This is a genomic window from Deinococcus carri, from assembly GCF_039545055.1.
Classification (GTDB): Bacteria; Deinococcota; Deinococci; order Deinococcales; family Deinococcaceae; genus Deinococcus; species Deinococcus carri.
Genome location: NZ_BAABRP010000002.1, coordinates 1 through 13576 on the forward strand (window position 1 = coordinate 1; position 13576 = coordinate 13576).

15 protein-coding genes are annotated in these 13576 nt (G+C 67.7%); 4 read left to right on the forward strand and 11 right to left on the reverse strand.

The features are described 5' to 3' along the window. Window positions 1-71 precede the first annotated feature (71 nt). Entirely contained in the window at window positions 72-458 is a 387-nt protein-coding gene (locus ABEA67_RS04940) for a hypothetical protein (protein WP_345461837.1), read from the reverse strand. A gap of 39 nt (window positions 459-497) precedes the next feature. Then, a complete protein-coding gene (locus ABEA67_RS04945) occupies window positions 498-890 on the reverse strand; it encodes a hypothetical protein (protein ID WP_345461839.1) in 393 nt (130 codons plus the stop codon). A 133-nt stretch (window positions 891-1023) separates the two neighbouring features. Between ABEA67_RS04945 and ABEA67_RS04950 the strand changes: the two genes are divergently transcribed. Further along, a complete protein-coding gene (locus tag ABEA67_RS04950) occupies window positions 1024-3054 on the forward strand; it encodes a hypothetical protein (RefSeq protein ID WP_345461842.1) in 2031 nt (676 codons plus the stop codon). Beyond that, window positions 3038-3628, forward strand: coding sequence for a replication-relaxation family protein (locus ABEA67_RS04955; protein WP_345461845.1), 591 nt, complete (start codon window positions 3038-3040; stop codon window positions 3626-3628). Before ABEA67_RS04950 ends, ABEA67_RS04955 begins: the two co-directional genes overlap by 17 nt. Here ABEA67_RS04955 and ABEA67_RS04960 read toward each other — a convergent pair. From ABEA67_RS04960 to ABEA67_RS05000, 9 genes are all read right to left on the reverse strand, one after another. Further along, the gene (locus ABEA67_RS04960; RefSeq protein ID WP_345461848.1) at window positions 3536-4159 is read right to left on the reverse strand and encodes a hypothetical protein; all 624 of its coding nucleotides are present in this window, start codon (window positions 4157-4159) and stop codon (window positions 3536-3538) included. The genes ABEA67_RS04955 and ABEA67_RS04960 overlap by 93 nt on opposite strands. A gap of 50 nt (window positions 4160-4209) precedes the next feature. Then, window positions 4210-4776 carry a hypothetical protein gene (locus ABEA67_RS04965; RefSeq protein ID WP_345461851.1) on the reverse strand — a complete coding sequence of 189 codons (567 nt, stop codon included), beginning with the start codon at window positions 4774-4776 and terminating at the stop codon, window positions 4210-4212. 2 nt (window positions 4777-4778) lie between these two features. Beyond that, on the reverse strand, window positions 4779-5309 hold the full coding sequence (locus ABEA67_RS04970; RefSeq protein WP_345461854.1) for a phospholipase D-like domain-containing protein: 531 nt from the start codon (window positions 5307-5309) through the stop codon (window positions 4779-4781). Continuing rightward, window positions 5306-6775 (reverse strand): hypothetical protein, encoded by a 1470-nt coding sequence (locus ABEA67_RS04975; protein WP_345461857.1) that lies wholly within the window; start codon window positions 6773-6775, stop codon window positions 5306-5308. Before ABEA67_RS04975 ends, ABEA67_RS04970 begins: the two co-directional genes overlap by 4 nt. After that, complete coding sequence (locus ABEA67_RS04980) at window positions 6762-7724, reverse strand: hypothetical protein (RefSeq protein WP_345461859.1); 963 nt, start codon at window positions 7722-7724, stop codon at window positions 6762-6764. The genes ABEA67_RS04975 and ABEA67_RS04980 overlap by 14 nt, the downstream gene beginning before the upstream one ends. 138 nt (window positions 7725-7862) lie before the next feature. Beyond that, a complete protein-coding gene (locus ABEA67_RS04985) occupies window positions 7863-8924 on the reverse strand; it encodes a hypothetical protein (RefSeq protein ID WP_345461862.1) in 1062 nt (353 codons plus the stop codon). 153 nt (window positions 8925-9077) lie between these two features. Next, window positions 9078-10298, reverse strand: a complete 1221-nt coding sequence (locus tag ABEA67_RS04990; RefSeq protein ID WP_345461865.1) for a bifunctional DNA primase/polymerase — start codon at window positions 10296-10298, stop codon at window positions 9078-9080. Next, entirely contained in the window at window positions 10285-11178 is an 894-nt protein-coding gene (locus tag ABEA67_RS04995; protein ID WP_345461868.1) for a GspE/PulE/PilB domain-containing protein, read from the reverse strand. The genes ABEA67_RS04990 and ABEA67_RS04995 overlap by 14 nt, the downstream gene beginning before the upstream one ends. Further along, window positions 11175-12026 (reverse strand): hypothetical protein, encoded by an 852-nt coding sequence (locus tag ABEA67_RS05000; protein ID WP_345461870.1) that lies wholly within the window; start codon window positions 12024-12026, stop codon window positions 11175-11177. The genes ABEA67_RS04995 and ABEA67_RS05000 overlap by 4 nt, the downstream gene beginning before the upstream one ends. Before the next feature lie 268 nt (window positions 12027-12294). Here ABEA67_RS05000 and ABEA67_RS05005 point away from each other — a divergent pair, with 268 nt between their 5' ends. Both ABEA67_RS05005 and ABEA67_RS05010 read left to right on the forward strand, forming a co-directional pair. Then, window positions 12295-12903 (forward strand): hypothetical protein, encoded by a 609-nt coding sequence (locus ABEA67_RS05005; protein ID WP_345461873.1) that lies wholly within the window; start codon window positions 12295-12297, stop codon window positions 12901-12903. 23 nt (window positions 12904-12926) lie between these two features. Continuing rightward, window positions 12927-13571, forward strand: coding sequence for a hypothetical protein (locus ABEA67_RS05010; RefSeq protein WP_345461876.1), 645 nt, complete (start codon window positions 12927-12929; stop codon window positions 13569-13571). Window positions 13572-13576: the final 5 nt, after the last annotated feature.

Genomic DNA, 13576 nt, shown 5'->3' on the forward strand with positions numbered 1-13576 from the left:
TGCTTTCTGGTTGGCCCCAAGAGCAATGGACCCGCCCTGGCACAGGCGGGTCGCGGGAGAGGAGAGGAGGCTCAGGCCTCGGCGTTTTGCGGAACGGGCACGGCGGGGGAGGCCTCGCGTAGTGTGTTCCTGCCCGGCTTGACCTGGGCGTATCTGGGGACGGCGAGGGGCAGCGGTTGGCTATCGTTGGTGACCTCAAAAACCATCGGGGTCGAGACGTAGTAGAGGAGATTCTTGATGTAGTGGCGCGGCACCAGGCGCTGGTAGGTGGCCAGGGCGAGATACGTGGCGATCAGGAGACCGAGCAGGGCGGTCAGCAGGGGGATGCCTTCGAGGGAGCTGGAGAGCAGGAGGAACGCGAGAAAGGTCACGGCGCCCGCCTTCCCGAGTTTCGGCCAAGTGATTCCGAAGCGCCATTCCGGCTCCTGATTGAAGCGGTAGATCGGATCGTATTCCATGTTCTCACCTGCTTGGGTCAGCAAGGCACCGGCGCGCCCTCACAGGCCGCACTGGGGCGGGACGATGCCGAGGTTCTTGGCGAGAGGGACGGCCTGCAGAGCGAGAATGCCGCCGACAACGCCCACGGCGCAGATCACCCAGCCCCCGCGCAGGCGCGCCAGCCCCATGATGAAGCCGACAATGGCCATGCCGAAGAAGAAGATACGCACGAGGAGGCTGGTGGAGAAAAAGGCAATCCAGCCGCACGCCGTCTTGCCCTGTTGCTGGAAGGTCGTGTCGAAGGGGTTGCTCCCGGTCTGTTGGGCGAACGCCACACTCAGGAGCGCGGCTGCCGCGAGAATGACCAGCCAGGTGAGGGCGGTCAGCGGGCTGACGCCCAGGCGGGCACAGAGCGCGGCGGAGCGCTGGCTGATGTTGAGCCTCTGAATCATGCATACCTCCCAAGTCCGCGCCGTTCATGGGGCGTGCGAACACCCCCGTTTTCTAACCGGATTCAGGTTCCTGCCAGACGCGCATCCCTCCAGGTGCGCCCGGATGAAACCAGCCCGCACCTAGGGTGAGGCCATGACGCAGCCTGAAGCGCAGAGGTACATCTACGACCCCGAAGTGCGGGATACGCTTGCGGGCGAGGTCGAAGCCCTGGGGCTGGAGATTCCTCGTGATCCAAACAGTCCGGACTATGAGAGTTTGATCGAGCAGTTGCGGGCGAAAGACCCCCGGCTGGCCACCCGTCTCAGCCTCGCGCGCATTCCCGAGGCGGAATTGCATGCGTCGCGCCTCTTGCAGGAACAGGCCCGGGCCATCGATGGCCGGGAATCATTCATGGAGCGCCTCACCGCCCGGGTCACGCGCAAAACCCCCAACGGCACGCCTGTGCCCGACTTGCGGCGGCTGGGCATCGTCGGCGGTGGCGTCCTGATTGCCTTGCTGGGCGCCTTCCTGTTCTGGCCGCGTCCCCCCAGAGCGGTGGCCGCCACTTCTGCGACGACCACGGCCACCACCCCTCCTGGGGACACGGAAGCTGGCAGCACCACTGACACCACCAGGGCGCCCTCTCCGCCACCGACCGAGTCTGCGGCGACTGCGCCCCTGCCCCAGGCCCCCGTCTCATCTTCAGGTTCGACCTCGGGGGTCGGTGAGGGGCAGACGGTGGCCCCCACGGAATCACAGCTTTCCACGCCGTCCTACACCCCACCCGCCTACGCCAACGACGCGTCCTCTGGCGGCACCCCCTCCAGCAGTGCCGCCGTGTACACGCCGCCCCCCGCCTTGGACAATTCTGGCGTGTCCACACCGTCCCCGGCGGTGAGCAGCACGGAACCCGACACTACCGCTGCCCCTGGGGCGGTCGCTTCCCCACCCGCTGCCAGCGCGTCGGCGGTCCCCACCGCACCGGACTGGAGCAGCGCGTCTCCTCCCCCCGCGACGGTGACGCCTCCCCCTCCCACGATCGTGACGCCCGCCGATGCCCCGCCCGGGCAGGTGACCGAGAACTTCGCTGAAAGCCAACCGAATTCCGCACCGGCTTCACCCGCAACGGTGGCCGGGGCCACCTCCCCTTCCGGAACAGCACGGGGAGGGGCGAACTCGCGCCTCAGTGTCATCTATACGGCGGCCAGCGGTCAGCCGGGAGAGGCGCCGCGGACAGGGCGCATGACCGTCATCTCCGGGAACGGCGCGGACACGGGGAGCGATGCCGCGTTCCCCCGTGCCGGAAGTGCCCAGGGGCCAGAAGGGACAGGGAATCCGGCTAGGGAGAGCAGGAACACCCGGTCGCTGAACCTGAGCGTCATCTACGACGGCCAGGCCACCAACCGGCCCACGTCCTCAGGCCCCGGCCAGAACCAGAATTCGGGGCAGGCGGATGCCCGGACGCAGGTGCCGCAGAACGGGCAGACGGCTCCCACGGTCACCACCTCCCCGACCCAGGACGCCCCTTCAAAGGTGCTTTACAGCGCTGCTGAACCGGCTGGTAGGGCACCCACCACACAGGGGAACGGGCAGAACGGACGGGCCTGGCCCACTGCCCCGGCCTCTGACTCGCCCTTCCAGATGGGTCAACTGATCCCCACCCAGATGGCCGTTGCCCTCGAACTGATCGAGGGGGCCAGCATGGAGTTCTTCACGGTGACCCCTGCTGATCGGGGGGCCTATGTCTGGAAGGGCACGGCGACCCTCGACAGCTCCAAGCGGGTCCAGATGAACTTCACGGAGCTGGCCCTGCCCGACGGCCAGGTCATCCCGGTGCGCGCGAGCGGCGTCGCCCAAGACGGGACGCTCGGCGTGAAGCCCAGCTTCCGCCCGTCCGCCCCTGCGGCGGCCATCGACGCGGTGCGCGGCACGCTTTCCGGCATCCAGGAAGCAGCCAATGCCCAGTTGCAGGCGGGCACCGCAGTGGTCGGGAACGGGGTCACGGTCGTCACCCAGGCACCGCCCAACTTCTGGCTGTCGCTGGCCGGCGGGGCCGTGAACAGTTTCAAGCTCCCCGCCACCACGGCGTCGGTCGTCACCTTGGCCCGCATTGAACGTGGAACGCCCATCAACATCCTCTTTGGTGGGAGCGGAAGTGCGGCGGGTGATGGCACCACGCGGTAATCCGCTGCTGAGCAAGCTGGCGCGGCTCAGGGCGGCGCTCAGGACCGACCGGGTCTTGAGCGCCGCCCAACTCAGGCGTGACTTCGATCTGGCCCTGGGGCAGATGCAGGGTCTGCGCGAGTTCACCTGTTTCAGCGCGGTCGTGCAGCCGATCTTCCGGACGCGAACGTCCCGGCAGATCATCTGGTTTGTCACGCTCGCGCCCCGCCTGCCGCAGCGCCTGAGTCCTGAGCAGATCGGCCACCTGTGCGGGACCGCGGAAATCCGTCTGCGGCTCGGCGCTTCACCGGAACAGTGGCGCTCCGATGCCGCCGCTCTTGGAAAGCTGAGCAAGCCCGACGCGGTCCTCACCCTCGGGCCGCACCGCGTGGCCATCGAGTTTGACACGGGTTCCTACCATGGCCGCGTCGTTCGGCAGAAATGCGAACACTTTGCCGGGACATACGCTGGGCTGGTGTGGGGCGTGACTAGCCGGGTGAGGTCACGTCGCCTGGCGGAAGCCCTCGGCCCCTCCGGGGTGCAGGTCCTGCACGTGAACTGGTGGGGTGGCGTGGGGGCCGATCTGGACGTCTGACAGCGGCAGGCGGTACAGCCTGACGAGGTGGGGATGGGTACCCGACAGCCTGGAGAGCCTGACCAGGGTCGGTGTGACGACCAGCAACCGTGCGTGCTGCGCGAGCAGGTGCGAGCGCTTCTGGGAGAGCAGACCGCGAATGGCGCGGGGGCTGTACCCGTTACCGATGCACTTGCCCAGCACCAGGCAGCGGGTGCCATCCGGCGCGTCCATCCAGTGCCGTCCGTACGCCTCCGGCAGGTCGTACGCGTAGCCCTCGGCGAGCAGCCGCTTGATGCCCTCCCGGACGTAGGCCTGGTTGGTCGCCTCGGTCGAGCTGCGAATCCAGCGCCGCTCTTGCGGGTCAATCACCTGGTAGGCTGCCGGTCCCAGCATCATCACGCCGCCGATCAGGCTGGGAAAGTGCAGCAGGTACCTCTCCTGCACCAGGCATCTCGTCTCCTCGACACCGAGCGCTTGGACCACGTCGCGCGTGCCGACGGCGGACCAGCGGTCCACCTCACGAAAGAACGCCGCATGGGTTTCGCCCACTCGGCGCTGGGGTGGGCGTCCAAGGTCACCGACGCGCTGTGTGAAGGGAATTACGGCTGCGTCAGGTTCCCGATGAGCTGTGGCGTGCGCAGAACGGCCCACTTTCCTCCTTGGTGGGTAAAGGTGACAGGAACGAACAGGTCCACATACGGTGCCGCGCCCGCCCGGATCTGCGTGGCGGCGTGGCGGTTCTTCTCAGCGGTGACCTGCGGCGTGCCCATGGTGGCTGAACCGATCCGGGTGGCCGCCGCCTGGATGGCCTGGGCATTCAGGAACGGCTGGGCGGAAGCGCGGTGGACCCGCACGCCCCAGGTGCTGGTCTCGCCGCCCTCGCTATGCAGTTCCGGCTTGAGCTGGTAGTTCCGGTCCTGAATGGTCGCCAGCATCAGCGCGTGCCTTCCCGGGTCCTGCGAGGGGTACTCCGCCTGTAACCCGGCCAGGGTGGACGCCTTGACGCCAGCGATCAACTCGCCCACGGCCTGTTCCGCCTCGCGCGCCAACGGCTTCGCGGCTGTCTGCTCCTGGACGTTGACGGTGACCGCCCGACGGTCCTCACTCTGCACCTGCGTCTTGCAGCCGCAGACCAGAGCGGGGACGATCAACAGGAGGAGCCGCATGGTCATAATCGTAGGCTCAGTTTCATCAGGGTGGGCCAGGTGGTCCGAATGGCCTCTGCGGTGGTCACGGAGCTGAAGGCGCTGCTGCTCTGCTCGACCTGGTTGACCAGATGCCCGGTCAGGACAACTGGACCGTACACCAAGATGCCCTGATTCACGGGGACACTGGACCGATAGAGCGCGATCCCGACACTTTTGAGGGCCAGCATGCTGCGCGCGGTCCGGGCGTCGGCCAGCACCGTGACGCGCGCGCCCGCGCGGGCAGCCTTGACCAGGGCGTCCGCGAGATCCTGCGGCATCTGGTAGGTCACGACCAGAACCTCGCCGCGGGCAGCCCCCAGGCTGCGGTACAGCGATCTGGGGTTCAGAGGCAGCGCCTGGGGCCGCGCCGTCATCTCCCACATCATCTGCGTGGCCTGCCCGCGTTCTCTGGGCGAGAGGTTGGGCGGTGCCTTGGGACTGCTTGCGGCGCTGGCGGCAGACAGGCCCGCCAGCGCCGCAACCGCCAGCAGACAGGCGTGAAGTCGCTTCACTGGACCCTCCGTTCGGGATGGCCGCTGAGGCCCGGGATGGGGAAGCCCTCGGGGACCGACACCCAGGCAAACCGGGCGGCGGGAAGGGCGAAGGTCATGGTCCCCAGGCCGCCTGCCGCCGAGGCAACCGTGCAGCCCGCAGGACTCACGACCGTGTCGGGCATCAGGATCGGCACCGGCACGTTCACGCAGCCACCAAAGGTGCAGGAGCGAGCGTGCGCGTAGAAGGTGAGCGGGCGCTGGTCGACCACCCTGAGGACCTGCTGCCACGTCTGGAACAGGTTGACGCTGCCCTGGGTGGAAGCGTCCGTGAGGGTGCCGACTTCCAGCCAGCGCTTCAGGTCCTCGAGCTGTACCAGCTTGCCGTGCGCGCGGGACGGGTTGCTGATGAGCTGGGAGGCTGGGGTGCGGACGGTGAGATAGTCGGCGAACTGCGGCAGCCCCGCCTTTGCGGCCAGGTTCGTCACCTTGACGGTGTTGGGCAGCGCACCCGCCACTGGTGCGAAGATCACGCCGCTGCGGCTCCCCTGCCACTTCGTGTAGCCGTTCCAGTGCATGCTGCCTGGCATCTTGGCAGCAACAGCCTTCAGCACGTTGTCCACGTACTCCTTGTAGTACTGCTTTACCGTTCGGTCGCAGGAGTTCTTGATGCGGCTGCGGACCTCCCCCCAGTTGAAGGCCAAAGGAAGCGGGTACTTCGGTCCCGCGATCCCGTACACCGAGGTGTTGGGCATGTACACGCTGCCGGGAAGGGGATAGGCCGAGTCGGGCAGGATCGCGGGAAACTCGCGCCCGGGGCAGTACTGCGTGCGCGCGACGCGCGGGTACGGGTAGTTCGCCAGCAGCACCCGGTCGTCTTTCATGCCGTAGCTCAGGCTGCTGGGGAGCCTGAAATTGGGGTTCGTGCTCCCAGCCGGCACGCTCAGGGCGTAGGTGGCCGGGGAGTTGGTGATGTCGAGTGGATTCCCGGCCAGCAGCTTGGCCGCCGTGATCGCCGCTTCACCAGTGACGTTCAGCCCAGGCGTGCACCCGAGCGGCCGGGTGGCATAGGGCAGGGCAGGCAGCACGGTTGCGGCACTGATGCTCCTGTTCAGGTCCATACTGACCGCCCAGCGCGTCCGGTCCTGAAACCGTTGCCACTCGTACCTCATCACGCCGCCGATGTCACGGCTCACGTCCAGGCTGCTCTTCAGCGGCTGGGTGGGATCAAGCAGGAACGGCACGCTGAACTCGAAGGTCGGGCAGGTTCCGCTGGGTTTGGTACCGGTCTTGCACCCGTTCCTCCGCCAGGTGCCCAGCCGTTGCAGGTCGATCACCTCAATCAAGGCGCGGTTGCGATAGAAGTGCGCGTTTGGGGCGACGTTCGTGTCGATCAGCGACACGATGCCCGTCTGCGCCGCCACGCTGCCCAGATTCAGGGCTGCCAGCAACAGCGGTGCGCGGCCGAACCACCTACCGCCGCGCATTACCCGCTCCCGCCAGCACGAGGTGTAAGGGGCCGCCCACGTCATATTGGCGTCCGCTGTTCAGGGTCGAGCCGATCCAGCTCCAGGTCACGGGCACGTCCGTGATGCTGCCTGCCTGGTCTATCACCAGGTTGCCGTACACGGTCTGTCCGGCGTTCACGCGAACCGTACCGTTCTGGTCACCGAGAACCGCCACCTTGAGCGGCTGCCTTCCGGCCTGCATCCGCACGGTCAGGGGACTAAACACGACCGCTTCGGTTCCGATATTGGTGATGCGGTACCCCAGGGTGAGGCTGGTCCCGTTGCGTGTGCCACCGGTAAAGCCGAACCGCAGCCACTCGGGCGCGACCTGCGGCCCGGCCGCTGCCATGGAGGTCGGGGGCGTTGCAGGTGCGGCCTGCGGCCTCGCCGCCACCGTTGCCGCGGGGGACTGCCGCGTTGCGGGCGCGGCCTGCGGTCCGGTCACTGCTGGCGTCGCCGGAATTCGGCGCACTGTGGGCAAGGCTGCGGCGGGCATGGTCGCCGCCGGGGGGCTGGCGGCGGGGCGCGCGGCCTCCACGGGCGGCGCGATGAGGTCAGGGTCCGTTGGGTACTCGACCACCACGCGGCGGATGTACCGGCCGTTGGTGCTCGCCAGGCTATAGACCACCTGGATCGAGTCGCCGTTTTTGAGGCGGATCGTCAGGTTGCCCCAGCCGGAGTTCTGGACGGCCTTCAGGAAGACCACGTTTGAGTCCACCTGAACGTCAACCTGGTCATCACGGCCAGCCGTGATCTTGGCCACGCTGTCCGGAAGTTCCAGTTGCCAGGTTTCTCCCTGGTGCATCTTCAGCACCATCGGGTGGTCCTGCAGGTCCAGGGCGTTGAACCTGGTGGTTATGTTGCCGCCCAGCGTCGCGGCGGGTGGAGCAGCGAGCGACAGCGAAGTGGCAGATAGGAGGGACAGCACGAGCAGCGCCTTTTGCATGCCTTCACCGTAGGTGGAGGCAGGTTCACGCCAGAAAAAGAACCTCAAAAGTCAACACGTCGTGTTGAGGCCTTTGAGGTGACCTGGTCCAGGTCAGGCAACGTCGTTGCCTCTTCAGGATCAGTCGGCCCAGAGGGTCAAGTGACCGATCAGGCTGACGATCTCCAATGCGTTGTCCCGGTTCAAGTGGTGCTCGTGGCAGAACGCGTCCAGTGGCGGAGTTCCACTTTCCGCAGCTTCGAGCAGCTCCTTGAGGGAAATGGACATCGCAGTTTCCCAGAGTCCGGCGCGTGCCAGGGCACGGGCGGCAATGCTGGCTTCGCGGTGCAGCAGGGTTGTCTCGAAACGGCTCTCGACGTCCAGCTCGCTCGCCAGGGTGTCACCGTACAGCCGGTCATCGTCTTCGCTGCTGTGGTCCAGGGACCACATCGGCGCGTACTGCTGGGATTCCAGCAGCTCGGTAACCAGCTTCAGGTTCCAGTGCCGAGGCAGCTGTTCCTGCTTCACGGTGTACTGACTCGCGATCTCGCGCAGCACCAGGGCGGGTGTGATCATGGCCGGATCGACACCGTACGCCAGGAGCGCGGCGCGAGCGGCCCAGACCGTGCGGAGGCGTTGGTCAAGCTGCTGACCGCGACCTCGCAGGAACGCGACCCCCTTCGGAAGTTCAGCTCGGCTGGCCTCCTCGAAGTACTTCAGGAACGTGATCCCTGCCCGGGGTCTCCAGCGGTGAATGACCTCCAGGGCACCACTCGCCACGAAACTGAAGGCCTCGCTCCAACTGGAGAACTGCGGCGCGGCTTCCACGCTCACCTTGAGCGCGATGGGAGCGGCAAACCGCCAGAGATTCTCCACTGCGGCCTGCGCCTCGGTGCTCCACCCCTGGACATGCCTGAACCAGTCGAAACACGCCAGGGTGAGAAGATAGGGCGGCGTGCTTCCCCAGACGTCCAGCCAGAGCGTGCGCAGGTCCTTGTACGTGCTGATCACGTTGGCATGCCACACCAGGTCGGTGTTGGAGAGACGAACGTACTGCCGCCGAATCTCTTCCCGCATCAGCTGAAGCTGGTCCCGCAGGACCGCATCTGAAGTGGGCGAAACGTTCCCGGGGGTGGTGAACGTGTGGGCCTCCGCTGCGAGAGCGGAAGCGAAACCAAAGGGCCGACGCACCAGGTCCAACATCTTTCCCTCCTGAGTTTTTTGGTAAACGCAGAGGCAGCGTAACAGAGAACAAGTTTCCCCTCCTGCGTGAGCGGGAGGGGTGCGTTTACCAAAGTGCTCCGGTGGGGGAAACCCTCTGGTGAGGGCCAGTGTGCGGCGGATCAGGTTCCGCCGTCAACCCACAGCCCGGCGTTCCCAACTCGGCAGGTACCGGGTAGCGAGCGCCGTCAGGCCGGGCAGCAGGACACCCTGCGCCCGTTGCTGCCGCACAACCCTCAGTTCCGCGGCAATCACCTCCTGGGGCACCGCCAGCGCCGCGAAGAACGCCTCGACGCGGGCCGCCTCCCCCTGGGCCGTCCAGCTCGCGGCAACGCACCGCAACGCCTGCCGCTGCTCCTCCTCGTCCAAGTGCGGCCATACGCCGACCAGGCGGTCAGGCGTGGCGACTGGCTCCGGTTTTCTGGCTTTGACCCGGGCGGCACGGGTAAACGCCGAGTCCACCGACGCTTCCCACTGTTCCCTCGTGTACGGCTCGATCTCCCCCTTGGTGTTGTGCCCGGGAACCATCATGTGGAACGCCAACGCCTTCACTTCCTCGCGGCCCTGCCCACGGTCACGCAAGACCCGCGCGAGCCAGAACCCCGCGTTGTCGCGCCCGTACAGGGCGTTCACCAGGCGCAGTGCCTCGTCCACGGCGTCCTGGGTGGTGGCCAGTGGGGGAGACCCTCCGGTTCCAGCAAGGGCACGCGGAGGGTCAGGCCGGGCGGCTGGCGGTGGTGCCGAGGGCGGCACGGGGGGACTGAGCAGGCCCAGCAGCACTTGGGCGGGCACGGGCAGGAAGTCTGTCCCTTCCAGATCGGCCAGGGGGCGCCGCCAGGTGTACGGCCCGGCGCGGCTAACCGTGGGCGGGAGGATCGCGTATCCGCCGTCCGCCCGGCTGTCCAGCCCGGGGTAGGCCGCGCCGAGCGCCGTCATGCTCTTGCTGTTCAGGGTGGGGACGCGCCAGGGGGGCGCGGCGACGTGGACGTGCCACCCCCCGCTGCCGGTGCGGACATGGGGCCGCACGCCCCACCGCTGCCGGAGTTCGTCCCCGGACGCGCCGTCGAGGTCGATCACGACCCGCCCGGACCGCTGCCCGGTGACAAAGGCCAGCCCCTTGCCCGCCGGGTGCCGAAACCACGCCACCACCATGTCCTCGCTGGGCGGCTCAACCATCAGCGGGCGCCAGGAAGGCGCCCACCGGCCGGGGGACTTGCGGCTGGGTGCCCGGTGCCCGGTCTCCATCAGCACGAGGTGCGGCCTCTTGTCGTACGCCCCGCCCGCGTTCACGGGCATGACCACCAAGCCCGCGGCGTGGGCGGCGAGCGCGTCGTCCAGCAGCCTATTCGCCGACAATGGTCGGCTCCAGCTCGGTCGGCACCGGCCCCAACGCACCGATCATCTCCGCGAGGGCCGTGATGGTCGCCTGAGTCTCAGGGGTTGCGTTCAGCAGCAGGTCCAGGGAGGCCCGGGCTGTCATGACCGGTTCCACCCTGCGCTGCGTTGTCAGCTCGAGCGTGCGGACCGCCCGGTCATTGGGTTCGCTCATCAGCACTTGGAGGCGGCCGCCTACCAGGCGATATGGGTAGGCACGCAGCATCACCATCGTGTCCAAAGGCAGCAGGCTGAGCGTGCTGGGATCAGGGGCGCTGACTTCAGGGTTGACGTACTCGAAGCCGTTCAGGATGGCCTGCGCTTCGGCCGCCTGGGCCTCGGTAATCAGCCAGCGGGCGCGCCACTGGGCGATACTGCCGCCCGCGAAAAGACGCGCGCCCCGCCCAGTAGCGATGGCCAGTGCCTCCGCCTCGTCGAAGCGCTCGAACGGCAGCCGGGGGTACAGCAGCGCGGAGACGCGGCGGTACACGTCGGGCGGGACAAGCTCCAGGGCGACGTGGCTGCCCAGTTCATGCAACTCTTCCGCCCGCACTCCCGGGTCGTGGGTGAGCACGTGCAGGTGCGTGTACTGCCAGCGATGGGGGAGGACGCCGAGTCTGAGCGCCGCCCTGTGATCGAGGAGGTGGCCTTCGAGGCTCTTCAGGGCCTTGTGGTCGGGGTAGAACGGCCAGCCCAGTTCCCGCGCCATCTGGCCCCAGAGGTGCGCGGCCTGCTCTCCCAGAACGGCTGCGACGGCACCCAGGGGCGTTCCACCATCGCGCTCCAGAAGGCTTCTGGCCGCCGCGTGCGGCGCTTCTGGCAGGAAGCCGAGGGCGTGGAGCGTCTGGAGGTCGAAGTTCACGCGTGCCGCTCCCTGGCCGCGTCCGCGAACTGCATGCCGGCCATCAGCCGGGCGTGCTGCCGGAACAGCCCTGGGTGTGCTGCGCTCTTGGGTGCCTGGAACCGGAGCTGCTTACTGGAGATGATCTGGGCGAGTTTGATCATGTACGGCTTGAGGCCAGCCGCGTGTTCCTCGAGCACGGCCTCGGGCTCGGTCCACAGCCGGCGGGCATCCGGCGTCTGGTTGTGGATCTCGACGGTGCTCCCGGCGGGCAGGGTGGTGAAGGCCCAGCGCACGGCGTGCAGCTCCGAGAGCGTCAGGTCGTGGCCCTTGCTGGTGTTGCGCCAGGTGTGCAGCCGGCCATGCCCTGCCAGGACGGCACCGACATAGGCCTCCTGACCGTCGGTGATGCACCCGGTGTGAAGCTGGAAGTCGATCATGGGGGGCAGCTCCGGAATGCGGTGTTCGTGCAGCGCCTCGGCGTAGTCCGCGAACAGACCCACGCCGTTGATGCGCCGGGCCAGGGTGAGCGTCAGGTTGTGGCGCTTCAGGGCGCTGGCCAGTTCCGGCGGGCGCTTTCCCTGGCGGTCGGCGATCCGCACGTATTCGGCGTGTGGACTGTGCAGGGCGATGACGCCGTTGTTCGTGCACCGCTTGACCGCCTGCAGCAGCACGCCGCCGAGCAGCGCCTGCCGGTCCGGATTCGAAGGCAACTGGTACTGGAAGGAGCGTCCCGCGCCGCCCTGCGCGATCACTTCCGTCACTTCCACCCCGGGTGTGCCCGGCAGATTGCGGACCAGCAGCCACAGGTGCTGCGCCGGACGAGGAGCCTGTGGGGTTGGCACGGTGGTTGGTGCTGAGTTCGTCATGGACGGCGTTCTCCTGGGTGTGGAGAGGCGTCGCGGCGGCGGCCACGACGGGCTGAGGAGCGGGTGCGAGGGGTGCCGCGGGCCTGCCGAGTTCCCGAGCCATGATCCCCAGGACCTGGGCGACCACGTGAGCGCTGTGGGCCACGTGGACGTACACGCTGTACTTCGCGTCACGTCCGCCTTCGTTTTCCTGCACCAGGCCATACCGGGCGAGGTGTGCCAGGGCGCGCTTGATGCTGGCCCTGCTGCCCAACCGCTGGAGGTCGGGGTGGCTGACGAGCACGCGGCCCCAGCGCCTGAGCACCGTCAGCAGCGCGCCGGCGAGGTCCACGTCGAAGTCCTCGGGCTCACCCGTGGACGTTTCAGCCAGGCGGTAGAGCTTCTTACCCAGGCTGGGGCTTTCCACTACCGTGAGCGTGCCCTGTTCCACCAACCGGCCGAGGATGGTCGTGAGGGTGGTCTTGTCCAGCAGCAGGTCCGCGTACAGCCGGTTGTACGCCACGGGCTCCGTGCAGCTGGCCAGGTACGCGCGCACCCGATCCTCCAGGGCGCGCATCGCTTCCGCTTCACGTCCGGGCAGCATGAAGCGCCCGCCGTTGCCGCCGTGGCGTTGGATCAGCCCTTCCTCACACAGCTCCTTGGTGACGGCCGCCAGCGTGTCGTATCCCGCGCGGCTGACCCTGTTGACCTGCTCCCGCAGCTCGGCGAGGGAGAGGGATGGGTGGTCGGGGTCGTTCAGCACCGTCAGGACCGTCTGGCGGTGTGCGGTGCGGTGGTGCTCTCGGGCGGCTCCCATGCCGCGTACCGTAGGAAACGCCCTGTGGAATCTTGGCTAACTCTTGTGGAAACCTTGTGGAGCCACGTGACAGGCGTGTGATTTCAATTGCTTATGCTTCAGGCGTGGCCACCATGTTTCCTGACCTGAACCAACGCCTGGCGGCCGTGGTGGCGGGTTACCTGTCCGTCGGTTCGGGCCGGGAGCGGCTGTGGAGGCTGCCGGACGGCACCTATACCGCGCACTGTCCCAACTTTGCGGCGGGGGAGCGTTGGGAGGACCTGGAGCGCGGCCTGCATCAGGCCGGCATGCTGACGACGGTGCAGGCCCGTCTCGGCCAGGCGTTGGGGGTCCTGCATTCCACGGTGCATTGGCGTGACGCCCTGCTCATCATGCTCGACGTGCTGTCGGCGGACAGCCGACTGGCGCAGGCGGAAGGCACGGCGCTCGCAACCCTGGGGTTCGAGCCCGACCGTGCGGTGGACACCACTGACCGGCGCGTGGTCCTGGGGACGCTTCGCCGCGTCCGTGCCGTGCTGAGCCTCACGCAGCGACTGGCGTTCTTCGACCGGCCGACGTTCTGTCGTGACGCTGCCGGGCAGTTCTGGCTGGTCTGTCAGACGTATGCCGCTCACGCTGACGCGGCGCCGCTGCTCGATATCCTCGCCGCGCACGGCCTCGAAGGCCGGATGCTGGAGGTCTCGCCGTTCGCGCCAGCCGCCCGCCTGTTGATGATCCGCGCGGTGCCTGTCCCGGCAGCCCTGAGGTGATCCCT